The following is a 20,487-nucleotide window of genomic DNA, read 5'->3' as shown; positions in this document are numbered from 1 at the left end:
CGCGACAAATTGACCCGCTCGGCAAACCCGCGCGGCGCGGTGGGCTTGCCGCCGTCGCTTGTGTCATGATGCAGCCACGCCACGGACCGCAGCTTTATCTATGAACAAATCCCTCGCGTTGCTCACCGCCTCCCTCCTGCTCGCTGGCTGCCAGACCCTGGCACCCACGCCGGACGGCACCCCGCCGGTCGAGGACGCAGCGGACAGCAAGGCCCCAGCCGAACCCAAGCAGTACGCCTCGTTCAGCGAGGAGACACTGTACGCGCTGCTCTCCGCCGAACTGGCCGGCCAGCGTAATCGCTTCGACATCGCCCTCGGCAACTACGTGCAGCAGGCCAATGCCACCCAGGACCCGGGCGTGGCCGAGCGCTCCTTCCGCATCGCCGAGTATCTGGGCGCCGAGCAGGCCGCGCTGGACAGCGCGCTGATCTGGTCCAAGTCCGCCCCGGACAGCCTCAATGCCCAGCGCGCCGCCGCCGTGCAGCTGGCCCGCGCCGGTCGCTACGACGACGCCATGCAATATATGGAGAAGGTCCTGCAGGGCCAGGGCGACACCCACTTCGACTTCCTAGCCCTGTCCGCCGCCGAGACCGACCCGGACACCCGCGCCGGCCTGCTGCAGAGCTTCGACCGCCTGCTGCAGAAATACCCGGAGAACGGCCAGCTGCTGTTCGGCAAGGCCCTGCTGCTGCACCAGGACGGCCGCGCCGAGGAAGCCCTGGAGCTGCTCGAAGGCCATGCCGCCAGCGAGGAAGAGATTCCTCCACTGCTGCTGCGCGCCCGCCTGCTGCAGGGTCTGGACCGTGGCGAGGAAGCGCTGCCGCTGCTGGAAAACGGCATCGAACGCCACCCGGAAGACAAGCGCGTGCGCCTGGCCTATGCCCGTCAGCTGGTCGAGCTGCAGCGCCTGGACGAGGCCAAGAGCGAGTTCTCCGGCCTGGTTCAGCGCTTCCCCGATGACGATGACCTGCGCTACTCGCTGGCCCTGGTCTGCCTGGAAGCCGAAGCCTGGGACGAGGCCGCGGTCTACCTGGAAGAACTGGTGGCGCGCAACGCCCATGTCGATGCCGCCCACTTCAACCTGGGGCGCATCTACGAGCAACGCGGCGACAAGGAAAGCGCGCTGATCGAATACGCCCTGGTCGGCCCCGGCGACGATTTCCTGCCGGCCCAGGTGCGCCAGACCGAGATCCTCTTCGACGGCCAGCGTGCCGACGAAGCCAGCAGCCGCCTGGCGCGCAGCCGCGAATCCCAGCCGGACTACGCGATCCAGCTGTACCTGATCGAGTCCGAGGCCCTGGCCAACCGCCAGCGCCTGGAAGAGTCGTGGAAGGTGATCGGCCAGGCCCTGGAGCAGTTCCCCGGCGACACCAACCTGCTCTACACCCGCGCCATGCTCGCCGAGAAACGCGGCGACCTGCCGGGCCTGGAGCGCGACCTGCGCAACATCATCGAGCGCGAGCCGGACAACGCCACGGCGCTCAACGCCCTCGGCTACACCCTGGCCGACCGCACCACCCGCTACGACGAGGCCCGCGCCCTGATCGAGCAGGCGCACAAGCTCAACCCGGAAGACCCCGCCACCCTCGATAGCCTGGGCTGGGTCAACTACCGCATGGGCAACCTGGAGGAAGCCGAGCGCCACCTGCGCGCGGCCCTGGCCAAGTTCCCCGACCACGAAGTCGCCGCCCACCTGGGCGAAGTGCTGTGGGCCCAGGGCAAGCAGCGCGAGGCCCGCAAGGTCTGGGCCGGCGCTCTCGAAGCCCAGCCCGACAGTCCCATCCTGCGCTCCACCATCCAGCGCCTGACCGGTTCCGAGAAGCTCTGACCCATGTTTCGCCACGCCCTCGCTTTCAGCCTGATCACCTTGCTCGCCGGCTGCGCCGGCCTCACCAGCCGCGAGTCCGTCGAGGGCCAGGGCGACCCGCAGCAGTGGCAGGCGCACAAGGCCAAGGTCGCCGCCCTGGATGGCTGGCAAATCAGCGGCAAGGTCGGCATCCGTGCGCCCAAGGATTCCGGCAGCGGCACCCTGTTCTGGCTACAGCGCCAGGACTACTACGACATTCGCCTGTCCGGCCCCCTCGGCCGCGGTGCCGCGCGCCTGACCGGACGCGAGGGCGACGTGCTGCTGGAAGTGGCCAACCAGGGCCGCTACCAGGCCGAATCCCCCGAGGCTCTGCTGGAGGAGCAGCTGGGCTGGCGTCTGCCGGTCTCCCACCTGTTCTGGTGGGTACGTGGCCTGCCGGCGCCGGACAGCAAGAGCCGCGTTACCCTCGATACCGACAGTCACCTGGCCAGCCTGGAGCAGGACGGCTGGCAGCTGCAGTACCTGAGCTACGTCGAGCAGAACGGCTATCGCCTGCCCGAACGCATCAAGCTGCACGGCACCGACCTCGACATCACCCTGGTGATCAAGGACTGGCAGCCGCGCCAGCTGGGCCAGTAAGCGCCAGCTCGCACCGATTATTCCCTCTCCCCTCGGGGAGAGGGCCAGGGAGAGGGGGCTGCCCCAAGAACCCTCTCCCCTACCCCTCTCCCGTAAACGGGAGAGGGGACATACCCACTCGGCATTCCAGCTCTGCATATGACAATCCAAGCCATCCCCACCCACGCCGAACTGATCCTACCCGCCCCGGCCAAGCTCAACTTGATGCTGCACATCCTCGGCCGCCGCGCCGACGGCTATCACCTGCTGCAGACGCTGTTCCAGTTCCTCGACCACGGGGACGAGCTGGGCTTCGCCCTGCGTCAGGACGGCGAAATACGCCTGCACACCGAGGTCGCCGGCGTCCCCCACGACAGCAATCTGATCGTGCGCGCCGCACGCAAGCTGCAAGCCGAGAGCGGCACCGCCCTCGGCGCCGATATCTGGCTGGACAAGCGCCTGCCCATGGGCGGCGGTATAGGCGGCGGCAGCTCGGATGCCGCCACCACCCTGCTCGGCCTCGATCACCTGTGGCAGCTGGGCTGGGACGAGGATCGCCTGGCCGCCCTGGGCCTGAGTCTTGGCGCCGACGTGCCGGTGTTCGTGCGCGGTCGTGCGGCCTTCGCCGAAGGCGTCGGCGAGCAGCTGCAACCGGTGGAATTGGACGAGCCGTGGTTCCTGGTCGCCATCCCCCAGGTGAGCATCAGCACGGCCGAGGTTTTTGCCGACTCCGAGTTGACACGTGATACCCCCGCCATTACAGTTCGCAGCCTTCCCGAGGGGGGCGGTCGTAACGACTGCCAACCGGTTGTCGAGAAGCGTTACCCCGAAGTGCGTAACGCCCTGAAAACGCTCAACAAATTTGTTGCTGCGAAGATGACCGGAACCGGAGCTTGCGTGTTTGGGAGCTTCCCAAACCAGGCCGATGCTGATAAAGTCTCGCGCCAACTTCCGGCCACCCTGCCGAGCTTTGTTGCTCGCGGCTGCAATCGGTCTCCGTTGCATCGCAAGCTCGAAACGGCAACTCGGAAGTGAATGCGGGACAGTCGGTTATCCGATACAGGGGCGTCGCCAAGCGGTAAGGCAGCAGGTTTTGATCCTGCCATGCGTTGGTTCGAATCCAGCCGCCCCTGCCATAACCTCCCAGCATTCGATAAACACTTTAGGGGCGTCGCCAAGCGGTAAGGCAGCAGGTTTTGATCCTGCCATGCGTTGGTTCGAATCCAGCCGCCCCTGCCATACTCTCGAAAGCTGTTCAGAAAGCCGGTCTTTTTGAACAGCTTTTTTCATCGGAACCACAGGCAGGTACTGCGCGTGTCCAAGATGATGGTCTTCACGGGGAACTCCAACCCCGATCTGGCTCGTCGCATCGTGCGTCAGCTGCATATCCCCCTGGGCGATGCATCCGTAGGCAAGTTCTCCGACGGCGAAATCAGCGCCGAGATCAACGAGAACGTGCGCGGCAAGGATGTCTTCATCATCCAGCCGACTTGCGCGCCGACCAACGACAACCTGATGGAACTGGTAGTGATGGCTGACGCCTTCCGCCGCTCCTCGGCGACTCGTATCACTGCCGTGATCCCCTACTTCGGCTATGCCCGCCAGGACCGCCGTCCGCGCTCCGCCCGCGTGGCAATCAGCGCCAAGGTCGTGGCCGACATGCTGACCGTGGTCGGCATCGACCGCGTTCTGACCGTCGACCTGCACGCCGACCAGATCCAGGGCTTCTTTGACATCCCCGTGGACAACATCTACGGCTCGCCAGTACTGACCGATGACATCCAGGATCAGCGCTTCGAGAACCTGATGATCGTCTCCCCGGACATCGGCGGCGTCGTCCGCGCTCGCGCCGTGGCCAAGAGCCTGGGCGTCGACCTGGCCATCATCGACAAGCGTCGTGAGAAGGCCAACCAGTCCGAAGTCATGCACATCATTGGCGATGTCGAAGGCCGCACCTGCGTGCTGGTCGACGACATGGTCGACACCGCCGGCACCCTCTGCCACGCCGCCAAGGCGCTGAAAGAGCACGGCGCCTCGAAGGTCTACGCCTACGCCACCCACCCGGTGCTGTCGGGCCGCGCCATCGAGAATCTGGAAAATTCCGTGCTGGACGCACTGGTGGTGACCAACACCATCCCGCTGTCCGCCGCGGCTCAGGCCTGCCCACGCATCCGTCAGCTGGACATGGCCCCGGTTATCGCCGAAGCGGTTCGCCGCATCAGCAACGAAGAATCGATCAGCGCGATGTTCCGCTAAGCGGAACCTCCCTGGCGACAAGTGCCCCGCCGCGTGCGGGGCTTTTTGCCCAACCGTCCGCACGCTGGTCGCAAGCGCTTCGGACGGTTTGGTTTATTTGGAGAACTGTAATGACTGAATTTGCCCTGAATGCCAATGTGCGTTCCGACCTGGGGAAAGGTGCGAGCCGCCGCCTGCGTCGTAACGAAAACCTGGTTCCTGCCGTGATCTACGGTGGCGAGAAGCCGGCCCAATCCATCAGCCTGCTGGCCAAAGAACTGGCCAAGCTGCTGGAAAACGAAGCTGCCTTCAGCCACGTACTGGCCCTGACCGTTGACGGCGCTGCCGAAAACGTCGTGATCAAGGCCCTGCAACGTCACCCGGCCAAAGGCTACGTAATGCACGCTGACTTCGTTCGCGTCGTTGCCGGCCAGAAGCTGAGCGCCCACGTTCCCCTGCACTTCGTCAACGAAGCCAGCTCGGTTGGCGTGAAGCAGCAAGGCGGCGAAGTGTCCCACACCATCTCCGAAGTCGAAGTTTCCTGCCAGCCGCAAGACCTGCCGGAATTCATCGAAGTCGACCTGGCTAAAGTGGAAGTCGGTCAGATCGTTCACCTGTCCGACATCAAACTGCCGAAAGGCGTCGAGCTGGTGGCCCTGGCCCACGGCAACGACCTGGCAGTTGCCAACATTCACGCTTCCCGCGTGAAGGACGACAGCGCCGAGTAATCACTCACGCTGCTCCTCCTGTAAAAGGGCCCCTGACGTGACTGCCATTCAACTGATCGTCGGCCTGGGAAATCCAGGCCCCGAATACGACCAGACCCGGCATAACGCAGGGGCCCTTTTCGTTGAGCGCCTGGCCGACAAGCAACGCGTCAGCCTGAGCCTCGACAAAAAGTATTTCGGCCTGGTGGGCAAATTCAGCCATCAGGGTCGCGACGTTCGTCTGCTCATCCCCACCACCTTCATGAACCGCAGTGGCCAGTCCGTGGCGGCGCTGGCGAATTTCTTCCGGATCAGCCCGGACGCCATCCTGGTGGCCCACGACGAACTCGACATGCCTCCCGGCGTCGCCAAACTCAAACTCGGCGGCGGCCACGGCGGGCACAACGGCCTGCGCGACATCATCGCCCAGCTCGGCAATCAGAACGGCTTCTACCGTCTGCGCCTCGGCATCGGCCATCCTGGCCACGCCAGCCTGGTCTCCGGCTTCGTCCTCGGCCGCGCGCCGCGTAGCGAGCAGGAGCTGCTGGACAAGAGCGTCGACTTCGCCCTCGACGTGCTGCCAGAAATGCTTGCCGGCGACTGGACCAAGGCCATGCAAAAGCTGCACAGCCAGAAAGCCTGACCCTTTTTACGACTTCATCTCCGCGAGGGATACACCATGGGATTCAACTGCGGCATCGTCGGCCTGCCCAACGTCGGCAAGTCCACCCTGTTCAACGCCCTCACCAAATCCGGTATTGCCGCGGAGAACTTCCCCTTCTGCACCATCGAGCCGAACAGCGGCATCGTGCCCATGCCTGACAGCCGCCTGGACGCCCTGGCCGCTATCGTCAAGCCCGAGCGCGTGATCCCCACCACCATGGAGTTCGTCGACATCGCCGGCCTGGTGGCGGGCGCCTCCAAAGGTGAAGGCCTGGGCAACAAGTTCCTCGCCAACATCCGCGAGACCGACGCCATCGCCCACGTGGTGCGCTGCTTCGAGGATGAAAACGTCATCCACGTCGCCAACAGCGTCGATCCTAAACGCGACATCGAGATCATCGACCTCGAACTGATCTTCGCCGACCTCGACAGCTGCGAGAAGCAACTGCAGAAGGTCGCCCGCAACGCCAAGGGCGGCGACAAGGAAGCCCTGGCGCAGAAAGCCATCCTCGAGAAGCTCATCCCCCACTTCAGCGAAGGCAAGCCCGCGCGCAGCCTGATGAAGAACATGAGCGCCGACGAGAAGCTGGTCATCCGCGGCTTCCACCTGCTCACCAGCAAGCCGGTGATGTACATCGCCAACGTCGCCGAAGACGGCTTCGACAACAACCCGCACCTCGACGTGGTCCGCGCCATCGCCGAGGAAGAAGGCGCCGTCGTGGTGCCGGTGTGCAACAAGATCGAGGCCGAGATCGCCGAGCTGGACGAAGACGAAGAGAAGCAGATGTTCCTCGAGTCCATGGGCATGGAAGAGCCGGGCCTGAACCGCGTTATCCGCGCCGGCTACGACCTGCTCAACCTGCAGACCTACTTCACCGCTGGCGTGAAGGAAGTCCGCGCCTGGACCGTACGCATCGGCGCCACCGCCCCGCAGGCCGCCGCCGTGATCCACACCGACTTCGAGAAAGGCTTCATCCGCGCCGAAGTGGTGGCCTACGACGACTTCATCCAGTTCAAGGGTGAGGGCGGTGCCAAGGAAGCCGGCAAATGGCGCCTGGAAGGCAAGGAATACATCGTCAAGGACGGCGACGTGATGCACTTCCGCTTCAACGTCTAAGCCCCTCAAAAGCCCCGCAATCGCGGGGCTTTTCACATCCGCCAAGCGCCCTCCCCCGTCGAGCCTAAGCGCTTGATAACGAATCAATTTGTCCGCCAAACGGGGTTGACAGCCCAAGCCGACAAGAGAATAATGCGCGCCACTCGGCTACATAGCTCAGTCGGTTAGAGCGCAGCATTCATAATGCTGATGTCCCAGGTTCAAGTCCCGGTGTAGCCACCATACAAAACGAAGGGTTAGCGAAAGCTAGCCCTTTGTCGTTTCTGGCCAATAGATACGCCCCATCTACCCCCCTAAACCGCTGAAACCCAAGGCAACTCAAGGATGAAGCTGGATGCAGCCCAAAGCAGCTAGTCTGGTAATCGTCTTAGCCCTAGCCTTGGTTGGCATATGGGCTGACTTCATTCCTACCAGTGGCTGGTCCCTATTCAGCAAAGCCTTTACCTTCCTAGCTTCGATTCCCGTTGTCTGGTTCTTCTGGCGGCAGATCTATCGAGCCCCAAACAAGTCATTTATTAAGAAGCTTGCACACTGGCTTGTCGCTCCGTTCATCAGCTACATATTCATAATGCCCGCCACAGTGAGCGGCCTTCCCTACATCGCGACTTTCATCATCGGCACTGATCGGACCCGGGTCGAAACGCTCGAGAAACTGCCTCCTAAACGGAAAGGATGTAAGCAGCGGATGGGCGGTCCCCTGCTCAAACCCGCGTTCTCGAATCATATATGCGTAACGCCTGAGGAGTTCTCGAAATTCCCCAGCCGTGGTTCTTATATCCTCTATGTCCGCGAATGGCACTTTGGATATATCGTTCAGCACATCCAGTACCGCTCATCATTTACGGGCACTGACAAAGAACACCGCCCGCTAGAGAACCCCAACCGGATCTTCAAGTAACCCGGCATCTGGCTTGTTGAAGTGGAGACAATCTAAGCGCCGATTCCAAATAATCCGATGAAAAGTGTGCGTAGCGCATAGTTATCGCGATTGAGGAGTGCCCCAGAATGCGCTGCAAACCAAGAATGCTGCATCCCGCCATCATGTAGTGGCTGCCGAAGGTGTGCGTCACTGCTGCACAACATTACCTAAGAGCCAAGATCAAAGACTTAATAAACTAACGCAAGCTCAGAATCTCAGTGGCAACAGCAGTGCACTTCATGAACAGACTACCGCTTATCTCATCGAGACCCTTGACGACCTCACTACCAATCATAATTATCATGATCTTGAAGCCTATCAAGCAGATCAACATCACAAACTTCTTTTAACTGATAGAAATCCAAAAACAAACTTTGCCGGCCGTCAGCATAAGAGGCTATCTGATACTCTTCAAAAACAAACTCAATACCATAATTACAAATCAAGAATCGCGAATAGTTTTCCTCCGTAGGTTTTGTTCCTCCCATCATCCACTCTTCGTCATAGTAGCCAGTGGCACGAAGCTTTCCTCGAATAAGGCCGGCCAGATCCTCAATAGATTTTCCATCAGCCAAGAGATCAATAACAGTAATTGGACGAAAAGGGTTCACCAAAAAATTCTGAACACGGGTTTCTATTCCACCATGCGCGGCTCCGCTGTAAAAATAGTGCAGCTTGTATTCGAGGCTAATTACACCAGAATCGTTTCGAACAACTCTATAGCCTCCTGTAAGCCGATGCGGCAAGCGAGAAAGTGCCTCCACATCGCCACCGACTAAATCTGCCTCAGCCTCATCCTCCAAAAAACTACTTGAACGAAAGTGAACTAATAATTCATTCCCCCATGCTTCAATGTTCTTGGAAACCACTCTCTGGGCAGGGCCCGGGAAATCTGGGAAATCAAATTCGAACTTATACCCCTCGGACACCTCAGATATTCTTCTGCGAATCTCTATCACAGGAGAGTCAAAGCCTATTCTTGCCATTGGGCCGGCATTCGATGCCAAAGCGGCCTTATATTGAAATAATGATTTCCGATCTATATCTCCTTTATGTGCTCGACGGTGGCATATCACACACAAGGCTATAAGATTAGAATACTCATGCTTTTGGCACGTTTCCCAAGGAACAATATGGTGGACATCTAGCTCTGTCTCACCGCACCTAGGTATTGCACATCGATGCCCAGCCTCGACCAATACAGCTCGCCTAATCTCTGCGGGAATTGCTTCTCGCCCCATTACTCACCTCCCAGCGGCGGTAGAATCCAGCATCCTACAATAGGCACCTTGACGAGTGACTACATAGCCCCTACGCATTCGGCTGCTCTATTGGCCTGAGCCACCACTCCAGCATTTGCCCACACCCGGACACCACCATGAGAGACAACTTCGAGAACATCCGCGCCGAGCGCGACGTGCCGCTGCACCGCTCCAGTACGCCCAGCCAGAACTACGCCGGGCTGTGGAAGCAGATCGCCCTGGGCATCGTGGTCGGCTACTCGGTGCTGGGCGTACTGAGCGCCGCTGGCTGGTGGTTGTTCGTCAAGCTGGCCCTGAGTGGGCTGCAGATCACCGCGCCTTGAGCGCCTAGCGGCTCTGCCCGCGCCCGGCCAGCAGCAGGCCGCTGACGATCAGCGCGCCGCCTACCCAGTGGTAGGTCTGCAGGCTTTCACCCAATAGCACCCAGCCGAGGATGGCGGTGAATACCGGCATCAGGTAGTTGCTCATGGCCGTGCGCGCGGCGCCCAGTTCGCGCAGGCCGATGTTCCATAACTGGTAGCCCAGCACCGAGGCGAACAGCGCGGTGTAGCCGATGGCGGCGAGGTTGGGCAGGCTGGGTTCGAATTGCGCCCCCTGCCAGAGTTCCCAGGCATAGAACGGCGCCAGCATCAGCAAACCGATCAGTACCAGGGCGCCGAGCAGGGTGAAGGGCGGCAGCTGGAAATGCGCGCTCCAGCGGCGCAGCAACAGCGAGTACAACGCCCAGTCGAGGGTGGCCAGCACCATCAGCAGGTCACCCTTGGCGAAGGACAGGCTGGCCAGCACCTGCCAGTTGCCCTGGGCGATCAGCCACAGCAGGCCGACCAGCGCCAATCCCAGGCCGACCCAGGCGCGCCGCGCCGGCCATTCCCCCAGCAGCAGGCCCGCGCCAATAAAAGTGGCCAGCGGCAGGCAGGTGCTGACCAGGCTCAGGTTGATCGCCGCAGTACTCAGCGCCGCCGTGTAGAGCAGGACGTTGTACAGGGTGATGGCCAGCAGCGCGGCGAACCACAGGCGCCAGCCGGAGTTGCGCAGCGTCTGGCGATGCTGCCAGAGCGAGGGGCCGACCAGCGGCAGGAGGATCATCAGGGCCACGGCCCAGCGCCAGAACGCCAGGGAGAATGGCGGGATGGCGCCAGTGAAGGCCCGCGCTACCAGCGAGTTACCGGCCCAGAACAGGCTGGCCAGGGCCAACCCGAGCCAGGCCAGCAGTTGCGCGCGTGGCACCTCAGGACTGGCCGAACGGGCGCAGGCGGTACTGCGGCGGCAGTTGTTCCAGGCCGCTGACGGTGACGTTGAGGTTCTTCCAGCGGCCATCCTTGATGCCGTAGATGCAGCCGTGCACCGACAGCTCCTGGCCGCGATGCCAGGCGTTCTGCACGATGGTGGTGTGGCTGACGTTGGCCACCTGGTGGATGACGTTGAGCTCGCACAGGCGGTCGACCTTGTCTTCTTCGTTCTCGATCGTGGCGAAGTGCTCGCGCTGCTCGTAGTAGAGGTCGCGGATCGAGCGCAGCCAGCCGTCGATCAGGCCGAACTGGCGGTCCTGCATGGCCGCGCGCACGCCGCCGCAGCCGTAGTGGCCGGTGACCAGGATGTGTTTGACCCGCAGCACGTCGACCGCGTACTGGATCACCGACAGGCAGTTGAGGTCGGTGTGCAGCACCACGTTGGCGACGTTGCGGTGGACGAAGATATCGCCAGGCAGCAGGCCGACGATCTCGTTGGCCGGCACCCGGGCGTCCGAACAGCCGATCCAGAGGAACTCGGGAGTCTGCTGCTTGGCCAGCTTGGCGAAGAACTCCGGGTCCTTCTCGTTGACCGCTTCGGCCCAGCGCGCGTTGTTGTCGAACAGGTGCTGCAGGTCGCTCATGTCGTGGTCCTTGTCGCCCGCCGCAGCAAGCACTAGTCGATCAGGGTGCAGGCCATTACCAAGGCGTCTTCGCGGCCGCCGGCGGCCGGGTAGTAATCGCGGCGCCGGCCGACCTCATTGAAGCCGTAGCGCTCGTACAGGCGGTAGGCGCCCTGGTTGCTGGCGCGCACTTCGAGGAAGCATTCGCCGGCCTTGAGCTGCATCGCCCGGCGCATCAGGTGTTCCAGCAGCAGCAGACCGAGGCCCCGGCCCTGACTCTGCGGGCGCACGGTGATGTTGAGCAGGTGCGCCTCGTCGATGATCACCTGGATGATGCCGTGGCCGACCTGTTCGTCGCCGTCGAACATCACCCAGCAGTCGTAGGACTTCAGGCCATCGGCGAACAGGTTGCGGTTCCACGGGTGGCTGAAGGCGGCGTTCTCGATCTGCAGCACGCGGTCCAGGTCCGCCTCGGTCATCGGGCGGAAGCTGATGGCGCCGCTCATGCCGAGGCTTTCCAGCGCGGCATCAGCCGGCGCATGGCGCGCCACAGCTCAGCCTTGCGCTGCGGCTCGTCCATCAGCAGCTCCAGGCTCGGCAGCGCCCAGGCGGCGCCCAGGCCTTCGACCTGCAGCTCGCGGTTGTAGGCCTCCTCGTCCGCCTCGCCAGCGAAGCGCACGGCCGGCAGGCCGATCAGCCACAGGCAGCTGCAGGGCTGGCTTTCCAGCTGGCCGGCGAGCACGCCCTGGACGTAATCGCGAGCGGCTTCGGGGCCCTGATCGAGGTTGCCGCGCGACAGCAGCGGCCAGCGGATCGGCGAGCCGTCGCCAACCTGCTGCGGGGCGTCCGGCAGGCCGGCGGCGCGCAGCAGGTCCTTGAGCAATAGATAGGAAGGGTCGCGGCTTTGGAAGGGCTCGCCCGTGGCCAGCTCGACCAGCAGGGCGCAGTCGCCGGCGCGCAGCAGCTGCAGGGCGAAGCGTGGTGGCGGTACCACCGGCTTGACCTCGGCGACCGGCGCCTCTTCCGGCTCGGCCTTGGCCTCCGGCTTGGCGAATACCTTGGACGCGGCCGAGGGGCGCGGTACTTCGATGACCGGGCGCTGCGGCTCGACCGGCGCCTTGGCCTCGACCACCGGCGCTGCCACGGGCACCACGGGCGCGGCGGATGCGACTTCCGGCTCGGGCTGCGGCTGCAGCAGCTCGGCGCGCGACGGCGCGGCGAACGGCAGCCCCACGCGCGGCAGCCAGCTGGCCACCTGCATGGCGGTCAGATAGGCACGGCGGCGGACTTCTTCGATCAAGAGAGGCTTCCAGACAAGGCGGAATCAGGCACGAATTGTGGCCTGAATCGGCCCCCGGGAAAAGGCCGATGGGCGTGACGGCCAGCTGCGCACCTTTGCAGTACAATTCCGCGCTTTATAAGAAAGCAGCCAGCGAACGGATGCCCCAATGATTGACCCCAAGCGCGTCTTGCGCGCCCTCGCCGAGCACTGGACGCTGCTCGAACCGCTGTGCGAGCGCTTCGATGCCGGCACCCTGAGCCTGATCGAGCTGCGCAACCAGCTCGGTGCGCAACTGCCCGAGGGCAGCCCTGCCGACATCACCGCCCTGCTCGACCAGTGGATCCGCCTGGATATCCTGGTGCCGGTGGCCAAGAGCCCCAACCGCTTCGAGCTGAACGCGCAGATCCACGACTTCCTCGCCTACCTGCGCCGCGAGCACCGCCTCGGCCTGTGCCTAGAGATCGAAGCCTACTTGCGCCACTTGGAGCGCCTAGCCGGCTATATCCAGGACGCCTTCGAAGTCCGTGACGGCAACGACCTGGCGCGCCAGCTGCGCCTGCTCGACATGCGCGTGCGCGATGTATTGAAAAAGCTCGGCAACGACGAGCAGGCGCTGATCGGCGTGGCCGAAAGGGCCAAGACCAGCGACCGACAGATTCCGCTGCGCCAGCGCTACGCCGAAGTACTGGCGACCTGGGACGAATACGTCGAGCCGATGATCCAGCTGGTCGCCGCAGATGGCGCCTTCGAACAGGGCGTGCGCCGTGTCGAACAGGCGCTGCTCAAGCTGCTCGGCGAACAGCAGCGCCTCGGCCAGCTGGTCGACGACGACCTGCTGCTGCGCACCCATGCGCGCATCCTGGAAATGCAGACCACTGCCCAGCTGACCCTGCGCAAGGCCCGCGAGCTGCTGCTGCCGCTGCGCGAAGAAGCGCGCCGGCACAACGCCGTGACCCGTGGTGCGGCGCTGGCCCTGGCGGCGATCCGCAAGAAGGGCCTGGACGCCGTGCCGCAGGCATCCTTGCCGCTGCACAGCCGCCCGCAGAGCACCTTCCTCGGCACCGCCTCGCAGGTCGAGGCGTACGTCTACGCCCTCGCCCGCTTCGAGCCCAAGCCGTCGCAATTCCCCAAGGCCAGCGGCACGCGCAAGGGCGAGCCGCAACGCGCGCCACGCACCGCCCGCGAGATGATCGAGCGCTGCGAGCAGGCCCTGCCGCTGCCGGACCTGATGGGTTGGCTGCTGGACCAGGAGCCCAACGGCGCCACCGACGAATTGCTCTACTGGTTCTCGCGCCTGTCACGCGACAGCCGCTTCCAGCGTGAGCGCCTCGAGCGCCGCGACTACCTCACCCGCGAGCATCAGGTCAGCCTGAGCTCCTACGCCCTGATCAAGCCGGCCGGGACCACCACCGCATGAATATCGACCTGAAAGAACTGACCCAGCTGGCGCCGATCTTCCGCGAGCTGTTCAAGGGCTACCACATCAGCCGCCGCGACCCTGAGCTGTATACCCAGCTGTCCAACCTGCAGGACCAGTACCGCGCGCTGTTCAAGTCGCTCGGCTACGAGCTGACCTGCGACACCCGCGGCTTCTACTACTTCGTCCCCGAGCAGATGGGCGCCCAGGTCAACAAGACCGCCCAGCGCCTGGCGCTGTTCACCTTCATCCTGGTCGAGCACCTCGCCGACCAGGGCCGCGACCCGCTGGCCGTGCTCGACGGCGGCAGCCTCGGCCGCGACGAGCTGCCGCCGCTGCTGGAGAAGTACAAGGACCTGTTCCTGCAGGCCGAAGTCACCACCCAGGACGAGCTGGAAGAGAAGGTCATGCGCCGCCTGATCCAACTCGGCTTCGCCAGCGAGGACAACGGCGTGTACCGCTTCCTCGCACCGATGCACCGCTTCCTCGACGTGTGCCTGGCCGTGCAGCAGGACCGCGACCTGGCTGCCAGCCTGCACAGCGCTCTGCCGCTGCCGACGCCGGTGCTGGTTGCCGATGACAGCGAGGAGGACATCGTGATCATCGAACCCGTCGCTGACGTGGCTGTAGAGGAAAGCGAAGAAGACGCCCTGGCCCGCGCCATGGCCGAAGAACGTGAAGCCCAGGAGATCGACGCATGAGCCAGGAACGCTACGGCATCCGCCGCTTCGCCCTGCTGAACACCGCCGGCTACAGCCTCGGCCTGTTCCCGCTGGAAAACCCGCTGTCGGTATACGGCGCCAACAACCTGGGTAAATCGGCGTCGATCAACGCCCTGCAGTTCCCGATCCTCGCGCGCATGTCCGACATGAGCTTCGGCAAGTACAGCCTGGAAGCCTCGCGCAAGTTCTACTTCGCCAGCGACACCAGCTACATCCTCGTCGAAGTGTCCCTGCCCCACGGCCCCCATGTGATCGGCGTGGCCGGACGCGGCCCGGGCGGCGGCTTCGGCCACCAGTTCTTCGCCTACCAAGGCGAGCTGGACCTGCAGCATTACCAGAGCAACGGCACCTGCCTGCGCCAGCGCGAGCTGTTCAACAACCTCGGCCAGGCCGGCATCGTCGCCTACGAGCTGAAGCCGGAAGAGCTGCGCCGCCTGCTGGTCGGCGGGCATACCTCGATCCCGCTGGACCTGACCCTGATCCCGCTGCGCTCCACCAGCGAGCAGAGCCTGAAGACCTTCCGCGCGCTGTTCATCAACCTGCTGCATATGCGCGAGATCACTGCGGCCAAGCTCAAGCAGCTGTTCCTCGATGCCTTCGAGCACAGCCTGCGCTCGGGCAGCGTCGACTACATCGCCGCCACCGAAGAAGCCTTCCGCGATGTGCGCCGCATGGAGCAGGACTACCAGGCCCTGGTAACCGCCGGCCCGCTGATCGAGGCGTTGTCCGCTGGCGTGGCCCAGCGCGAAATACTGCGCGGCAAGCTGCATCGTCTGTCGCCGCTGCTGGATAACCTGCTCGGCACCTGGCAGGACTACGCCGGCGCGCGCCGTGACGAGCTGCTGACCCAGCACGAGCACTACCGCGCCGAGCAGGACGGCCTGCAGCACGAACAGCGCGGGGGCACCCAGGAGCTGATGCGCCTGGAGCGCGAGATCAGCGAGATCCAGCGCTGGATGGGCGAGCTGGCGGTGCTGAAGAACCGCTTCGCCCTGGTCGACGATGTGAAGGTGCTGGAAGCCCAGCTGCTCGCCGCCAAGGACGCCCACGACGAACTGGCCGGTGCCCTGGCGCAGTCGCGGCAGTTCTCCGCCGAGGATCTGGACGAGCGCCTGCGCGATCTGGAGAAACGCCTGAAGTCGGTCAAGCAGCAGCTCGACCACGCCGACAACAACAGCTATTCGCGCCTGCGCGAGGAGTTCAGCCAGGCCGATGTGGATCGCCTGATGCGCCTGTTCAACGGCCAGCTGTTCAGCCTGCCGCTGGGCGAGAAAGGCATCCAGGCCGAGGGCGATGACTGGGTCAAGGCGGTCGAGGCCGTACTGGATCGCTTCAAAGGCGACCACTTCGAAGTGCCCGGCCTGTCCATTGACCTCTCGCACATCGAGCCACCGGCCCTGCAGGCCCTGGCCGACCGTGCGGCCCTGCGCGACCAGCGCGATCGTCTGGAGCGCGAGCTCAAGCAACTGAAGACCCAGCAGGCGGTGGCCAACGACCGCGCCGCGAGCAAGGCCCAGGCCGAGCAGCTGTACCAGGCCGTGCTGGACGCACAGAAGGCGCTGGAAGACTTTCGCCGCTGCCAAACCCTGTCCGCCGAGGACGCCAGCAAGCTGGAACAGCTGGAGCAGCTGGAAGCCGCACAGGACGAACTCAAGCGCGCCGCCGATGCCTTCACCGAGCGCGTGCAGCAGCTCTCCGCCAAGCTGCAGCTGGTGGGCCGGCAACTGGCCGACCTGGAAGCCAAGCAGCGCACCCTGGAAGACGCCCTGCGCCGCCGCCAGCTGCTGCCGGCCGACCTGCCGTTCGGCACGCCGTTCATGGACCCGGTCGACGACTCGCTGGACAACCTGCAGCCGCTGCTCAACGACTATCAGGACAGCTGGCAGGCGCTGCAGCGCATCGACGGGCAGATCGAGGCGCTGTACGCCCAGGTGCGCCTCAAAGGCGTTGCCAAGTTCGACAGCGAGGACGACGTCGAGCGGCGTCTGCATTTGCTGGTCAACGCCTATGCGCACCGCCAGGACGAGGCACTCACGCTGGCCAAGGCGCGCCGCGCGGCGGTCACCGATATCGCCCGCACCCTGCGCAATATCCGCAGCGACTACGACAACCTGGAACATCAGCTGGCCCTGTTCAACCGCGAGATCAACAAGCGCCAGGTGTCCAACCTGGAGAGCTTCCGCATCGTGCTGGCGCCAAACAAGGACGCGCTCAAGCACATCGACCAGATCATCCACAGCGCCGGCCAGTACGAGGAAGGAGAGACCCTGTCGGTGTTCGATCTGCAGCAGAGCGGCGATCAGGACGCGAAGAACGAGGAAGCCAAGGAGTACCTGGCGCGCCTGGTGGCGGCCAACCACAACCAGTTGGGCCTCAAGGACCTGTTCGAACTGGCCTTCGAGATCACCAAGGTCGGCGGCCAGCCGGTGATGCATACCGACATCGACGGCGCCGCCTCCAACGGCACCACGATGACCATCAAGGCGCTGACCAACATGTACCTGTTGCTGCACCTGATGGACCGCGAGCAGGCCGGCAAGGTGCGCCTGCCCTACTACCTCGACGAGGCGGCGGACATCGACGAGCGCAACCAGCAGGCGCTGATCGAGACCAGCCTGCAGCTGGGCTTCGTGCCGATCCTCGCCTCGGTGAAGCCGCAGGTGTCGGCCACTGTGGCCATCGACCTGGAAGGTGGCAGCGGGCCGAACGGCATCTACATCGATGAGGCGGACTGGAAGTACATCAAGCGCCGCGAGACGGCCAAGGTGCAGGAGGAACAGGCCGAGCCGGCCTGATCTTCACGCGCAAACGAAAAGGGCCGCTCATGCGGCCCTTTTTCTTGGGAGTGGATCAGTCGTCCTGGTGGTCCTGGAGGATCTGGCCGTTGGTGGCATCCAGTTCCATGTCCCACTTAACGCCCTGGGCGTCGCGGACTTCCACCTGGTAGATGTAGCGGCCGTATTCCTCTTCCAGCTCGGTCTCGGTGACCTGGCCACCCTGGTGCTTGGTCAGGGCGGCGGCGTTGAGCTTGTCGAAGCTCTGGATGGTGCCGGCGTCGCGCAGCTTGAGCGCTTCGTCCGGGCCCAGGTCACGGGCCTGGGCGATGCCGGCGGTGGTGGCGAGGGCGGTAATGGCGAAAAGGGCAGTCAGCTTGTTCATCTCGTTTCTCCGTCGGGAGTGATTGGTTTCGACGGGAGTAAAGATAACCAGGCCGACTTAACCCAAGCTGAATCCGCCTATTTCTCCAGAGCGATCTTCGGCGCCCATTTCAGCCACTCCTCGTTGACCTCGTCGTTGAGGGCAAAGGTCTGGCCGGGTTTGGCCGGGCCGCCCATCACCGCGTTGTCCGGCGTGGCGAAGGCGATACCGCCTTCCAGCAGCGCCTCAAGCGACTCGGTACGCACCTTCACGCCCTTGAACAGACCGGCGTCCACACCTATGCCGCTGGCATTCCAGAAGCGACTGCCAGTACGCACCAAGGGGGCGTAGCGTGGCTCGATCAGCACATGGATCAGCACTCGGTCGGAGGTCGGGCCCAGTTCGAAGTGAGTGACCTTGCCTACCGGAACTTCGCGGTAGCTGAGCACCACGCCGGGTTTGATCGAACCACGGCGCGCCGTGCTGAGGATCAGGCGCAGCCCTTCCTCGCGCGTCTCGGCGGTAGGCGCTTGCTTACGCACCTCGAAATAGTTCTGCGGCTTGCCCACCTTGGCCGCTGGTAGCACCTCGATGTACTGGCCGCTGACCAGAGTCTCCAGGTTGGCAGTACGCACCAGGCCCAGCTCGGGCTTGACCACCCAGAACTCGCTCCCAACGGAAGCCACGCGCCCGACTGCCTTGGTGATGCGCGCATTGAGCAGCACAGCCTGCAGATCGTCGGTCAGTTCCACGCTTTCCACCTTGCCGACTTCGATGCCCTTGAAGCGCACCGGAGTGCCAGGGTTCAGGCCATCACCAGTGGGCGCCTTGATCTGAATCGCCACGCCTTCCTGCAGTGCAGCGTCGCGATCGCCGTGCAGCGTGAAGCGCTGGATCTTGCGGTTCACCGGCGCCTTCATGTCCGGCGTCTCGAAGGTCACGCCGCCGGCCAACAGACTCTGCAGCGACTCGCTCTTGACCTCAATGCCGGAGGAGATGCCGCCCTTGAGCGTCACCCCGCTGGCATTCCAGAAGCGCGTGGAGCTGTTAACCAGGTTGGCGTAGGTTGGCTCGATATGAGCGCCAAGGACCACGCGCTTGCGGTCGCGGGAGAACTGGAAGCTCTGGATGGTACCGACCTTGACCTGGCGATAGAGGATCGGACTGCCGACCTCCAGCGAGCCCAGGGTGTCGGCGAACAGCACCAGGTGCAGACCGGGCGCATCGATGTCCAGCGGCGGCGCCTTGGGCCGGGCGACGAAGTCGCGCACCACCGGCTTGGTCCGGTCACCGGGCTTGACCGCGATATAGTTGCCCTTGACCAGTGCCTCCAGACCGGTAATGCCGGCCAGGGAAATGGAAGGTTTGACCATCCAGAACTCGGCGTCCTCGGTCAGGTAATCCTCGGCTTTGGGATCCAGAGTCAGGTCGAGCGAAGCAGAAGCCAGGTTCTCATCAACCTTGATGGCCTTCACCGAGCCGACCTGGATACCCTTGTACATCACGGGCGTGCGCCCGGCCTCGATACCCTCGAAGTCCTGTAGCTTGAGGGTGACCTTGATGCCGGCCTGGGCCGCATCGAAGTCCTCGTACAAGCGGAAGGGAATGGCCGGATCGGTGGGCGGGCTATCCTTGCGATGTTCCGGGGTAGCAAAGGCGATACCGCCTGCGACTATGCTCGACAGGGACTCGGTACGCACCTTAACCCCCGAGAGGCCGGCATCGATGGTCACGCCGCTGGCGTTCCAGAAACGCGTGTGCTTGCGCACCAGACTGGCGAACTCGGGCTGGATGAATACCTGAATCTCGACCGTGCTCTGGTCCTCCGCGAGCTTGTAGCTCTTCACCCGGCCGACCTGGATTTGCTTGTAGAACACCGGGCTGTCACGGTTGATCGACGCCAGGCGGTCGGCCTTCAGGGTCAGGTGCAGGCCGGGCACCGTATCGGCCAACGGTGGCTGTTCACCGAGTGCGACGAACTTGCGAGTCGGCTCGCCATCGCCGGGGCTAGCGGTGATGTAGTTACCCGACACCAGTGTTTCCAGACCGGTAATACCGGCCAGCGAGACGCTGGGCTTGACCAGCCAGAAGCGCGTATTGCTGCGCAGATGCTGCTCTACACGCTTGTCCATCTCGACGGTGACGCGCACACCGCGCTCTTTACCGTGATCGTCCAGCTCCATGCCGATGACCTTGCCGATCGACATACCCTTGTAGATGACTTCGGTCTTGTTGACCTGAATGCCATCACCCGTAGGGAAGAAAATCTGAATCTCGATGCCGGCCTGACTGTAGGCCCGATAGGCCAGCCAGCCGCCAATCAGCAAGGCAATCAGGGGCAGCACCCAGATAGCGGACCAATTGGTGGTACGCCGGGTCTTCGCGGTGTTCAGCTCGGTCATGCAGGAAAACTCCATTCCTCAGAGCGGGTCCGAAGGCTTCCTTGCGGCAGCAGCAAGGTCAGCGCCCGCTATCACGCTAGTTCAACAACATGGCGAACAGCAGGCGCAAGCCTAACGCAAGCGGCGGTCAACCGCATGCGTCGGACTGGATTGCTGAATATTTTCTTGCGCACAAAAGCCAAACCCCCACCCGCTTACGCGGATGGGGGTTTGGGGATAGGAGCTTGACGATGACCTACTCTCACATGGGGAAACCCCACACTACCATCGGCGATGCGTCGTTTCACTACTGAGTTCGGGAAGGGATCAGGTGGTTCCAACGCTCTATGGTCGTCAAGCAATTCGG

Annotated in this window: 19 protein-coding genes, 3 tRNA genes, 1 rRNA gene and 2 pseudogenes; 15 read left to right on the top strand and 10 right to left on the bottom strand. The window is 63.5% G+C overall.

Features of this window, described 5'->3' with window-relative positions; all coding sequences use genetic code 11:
* The first annotated feature begins 100 nt into the window (after positions 1 to 100).
* From IB232_RS00120 to IB232_RS00070, 11 genes are all read left to right on the top strand, one after another.
* Entirely contained in the window at positions 101 to 1,828 is a 1,728-nt protein-coding gene (locus IB232_RS00120) for a tetratricopeptide repeat protein (RefSeq protein WP_192396545.1), read from the top strand.
* A gap of 3 nt (positions 1,829 to 1,831) precedes the next feature.
* Complete coding sequence (gene lolB / locus IB232_RS00115; protein WP_192396544.1) at positions 1,832 to 2,446, top strand: lipoprotein insertase outer membrane protein LolB; 615 nt, start codon at positions 1,832 to 1,834, stop codon at positions 2,444 to 2,446.
* A 138-nt stretch (positions 2,447 to 2,584) separates the two neighbouring features.
* Entirely contained in the window at positions 2,585 to 3,460 is an 876-nt protein-coding gene (gene ispE, locus IB232_RS00110) for a 4-(cytidine 5'-diphospho)-2-C-methyl-D-erythritol kinase (protein WP_192396543.1), read from the top strand.
* Between the two features lie 26 nt (positions 3,461 to 3,486).
* Positions 3,487 to 3,561, top strand: a tRNA-Gln gene (locus IB232_RS00105).
* A gap of 28 nt (positions 3,562 to 3,589) precedes the next feature.
* Positions 3,590 to 3,664, top strand: a tRNA-Gln gene (locus tag IB232_RS00100).
* 75 nt (positions 3,665 to 3,739) lie between these two features.
* Positions 3,740 to 4,681: a ribose-phosphate pyrophosphokinase gene (locus IB232_RS00095; protein WP_110681408.1), complete on the top strand. Its 942-nt coding sequence runs from the start codon at positions 3,740 to 3,742 to the stop codon at positions 4,679 to 4,681.
* 110 nt (positions 4,682 to 4,791) lie between these two features.
* Entirely contained in the window at positions 4,792 to 5,388 is a 597-nt protein-coding gene (locus tag IB232_RS00090; RefSeq protein ID WP_192396542.1) for a 50S ribosomal protein L25/general stress protein Ctc, read from the top strand.
* Positions 5,389 to 5,425: 37 nt separating this feature from the next.
* A complete protein-coding gene (pth, locus tag IB232_RS00085) occupies positions 5,426 to 6,010 on the top strand; it encodes an aminoacyl-tRNA hydrolase (RefSeq protein WP_192396541.1) in 585 nt (194 codons plus the stop codon).
* A 36-nt stretch (positions 6,011 to 6,046) separates the two neighbouring features.
* Positions 6,047 to 7,147, top strand: a complete 1,101-nt coding sequence (ychF, locus tag IB232_RS00080) for a redox-regulated ATPase YchF (RefSeq protein WP_192396540.1) — start codon at positions 6,047 to 6,049, stop codon at positions 7,145 to 7,147.
* A gap of 145 nt (positions 7,148 to 7,292) precedes the next feature.
* Positions 7,293 to 7,369 (top strand) — tRNA-Met (locus IB232_RS00075).
* 112 nt (positions 7,370 to 7,481) lie between these two features.
* Positions 7,482 to 8,045 carry a hypothetical protein gene (locus IB232_RS00070; protein ID WP_192396539.1) on the top strand — a complete coding sequence of 188 codons (564 nt, stop codon included), beginning with the start codon at positions 7,482 to 7,484 and terminating at the stop codon, positions 8,043 to 8,045.
* Here the strand turns inward: IB232_RS00070 and IB232_RS00065 are convergent.
* From IB232_RS00065 to IB232_RS23820, 3 genes and pseudogenes are all read right to left on the bottom strand, one after another.
* A pseudogene (locus tag IB232_RS00065) lies at positions 8,038 to 8,211 on the bottom strand (tyrosine-type recombinase/integrase); the annotation flags it as partial. The gene IB232_RS00070 and the pseudogene IB232_RS00065 sit on opposite strands and share 8 nt — an antisense overlap.
* A gap of 139 nt (positions 8,212 to 8,350) precedes the next feature.
* Positions 8,351 to 8,995 carry a DUF3298 and DUF4163 domain-containing protein gene (locus IB232_RS00060; protein ID WP_263863917.1) on the bottom strand — a complete coding sequence of 215 codons (645 nt, stop codon included), beginning with the start codon at positions 8,993 to 8,995 and terminating at the stop codon, positions 8,351 to 8,353.
* A 132-nt stretch (positions 8,996 to 9,127) separates the two neighbouring features.
* A pseudogene (locus IB232_RS23820) lies at positions 9,128 to 9,307 on the bottom strand (HNH endonuclease); the annotation flags it as partial.
* A gap of 137 nt (positions 9,308 to 9,444) precedes the next feature.
* Here IB232_RS23820 and IB232_RS00055 point away from each other — a divergent pair.
* Positions 9,445 to 9,651, top strand: a complete 207-nt coding sequence (locus IB232_RS00055; RefSeq protein ID WP_192396537.1) for a hypothetical protein — start codon at positions 9,445 to 9,447, stop codon at positions 9,649 to 9,651.
* Between the two features lie 4 nt (positions 9,652 to 9,655).
* Here IB232_RS00055 and IB232_RS00050 read toward each other — a convergent pair whose 3' ends face one another.
* Genes IB232_RS00050 through IB232_RS00035 form a run of 4 tightly spaced genes read right to left on the bottom strand, consistent with a single transcriptional unit; the run spans position 9,656 to position 12,480 of the window.
* Positions 9,656 to 10,555, bottom strand: a complete 900-nt coding sequence (locus IB232_RS00050; RefSeq protein WP_318652214.1) for a DMT family transporter — start codon at positions 10,553 to 10,555, stop codon at positions 9,656 to 9,658.
* Between the two features lies 1 nt (position 10,556).
* Complete coding sequence (gene can, locus IB232_RS00045; protein ID WP_192396535.1) at positions 10,557 to 11,201, bottom strand: carbonate dehydratase; 645 nt, start codon at positions 11,199 to 11,201, stop codon at positions 10,557 to 10,559.
* Positions 11,202 to 11,233: 32 nt separating this feature from the next.
* The gene (gene rimI, locus IB232_RS00040) at positions 11,234 to 11,686 is read right to left on the bottom strand and encodes a ribosomal protein S18-alanine N-acetyltransferase (protein ID WP_192396534.1); all 453 of its coding nucleotides are present in this window, start codon (positions 11,684 to 11,686) and stop codon (positions 11,234 to 11,236) included.
* Entirely contained in the window at positions 11,683 to 12,480 is a 798-nt protein-coding gene (locus IB232_RS00035) for an energy transducer TonB (protein WP_192396533.1), read from the bottom strand. The genes rimI and IB232_RS00035 overlap by 4 nt, the downstream gene beginning before the upstream one ends.
* A gap of 148 nt (positions 12,481 to 12,628) precedes the next feature.
* On the opposite strand from IB232_RS00035, the gene mksB reads away from it, so the two are divergent.
* From mksB to mksF, 3 genes are read left to right on the top strand one after another with little or no spacing between them, the layout of a single operon-like run.
* Positions 12,629 to 13,879 (top strand): Mks condensin complex protein MksB, encoded by a 1,251-nt coding sequence (gene mksB, locus IB232_RS00030; protein WP_192396532.1) that lies wholly within the window; start codon positions 12,629 to 12,631, stop codon positions 13,877 to 13,879.
* Positions 13,876 to 14,580, top strand: a complete 705-nt coding sequence (gene mksE / locus IB232_RS00025; protein ID WP_192396531.1) for an Mks condensin complex protein MksE — start codon at positions 13,876 to 13,878, stop codon at positions 14,578 to 14,580. Before mksB ends, mksE begins: the two co-directional genes overlap by 4 nt.
* The gene (gene mksF, locus IB232_RS00020) at positions 14,577 to 17,396 is read left to right on the top strand and encodes an Mks condensin complex protein MksF (protein ID WP_192396530.1); all 2,820 of its coding nucleotides are present in this window, start codon (positions 14,577 to 14,579) and stop codon (positions 17,394 to 17,396) included. The genes mksE and mksF overlap by 4 nt, the downstream gene beginning before the upstream one ends.
* A gap of 55 nt (positions 17,397 to 17,451) precedes the next feature.
* Here the strand turns inward: mksF and IB232_RS00015 are convergent, their stop codons facing one another.
* The 3 genes from IB232_RS00015 to rrf form a co-directional block, all read right to left on the bottom strand.
* Positions 17,452 to 17,760 carry a PepSY domain-containing protein gene (locus tag IB232_RS00015; RefSeq protein ID WP_192396529.1) on the bottom strand — a complete coding sequence of 103 codons (309 nt, stop codon included), beginning with the start codon at positions 17,758 to 17,760 and terminating at the stop codon, positions 17,452 to 17,454.
* Between the two features lie 77 nt (positions 17,761 to 17,837).
* Complete coding sequence (locus tag IB232_RS00010) at positions 17,838 to 20,141, bottom strand: PqiB family protein (RefSeq protein WP_192396528.1); 2,304 nt, start codon at positions 20,139 to 20,141, stop codon at positions 17,838 to 17,840.
* 222 nt (positions 20,142 to 20,363) lie between these two features.
* Positions 20,364 to 20,479 (bottom strand): 5S ribosomal RNA (gene rrf / locus IB232_RS00005).
* Between the last annotated feature and the right edge of the window lie 8 nt (positions 20,480 to 20,487).

Source organism: Pseudomonas sp. PDM15 (genome assembly GCF_014851565.1).
Lineage (GTDB): Bacteria > Pseudomonadota > Gammaproteobacteria > Pseudomonadales > Pseudomonadaceae > Aquipseudomonas.
This window is presented reverse-complemented; position numbering and strand designations above follow the sequence as displayed.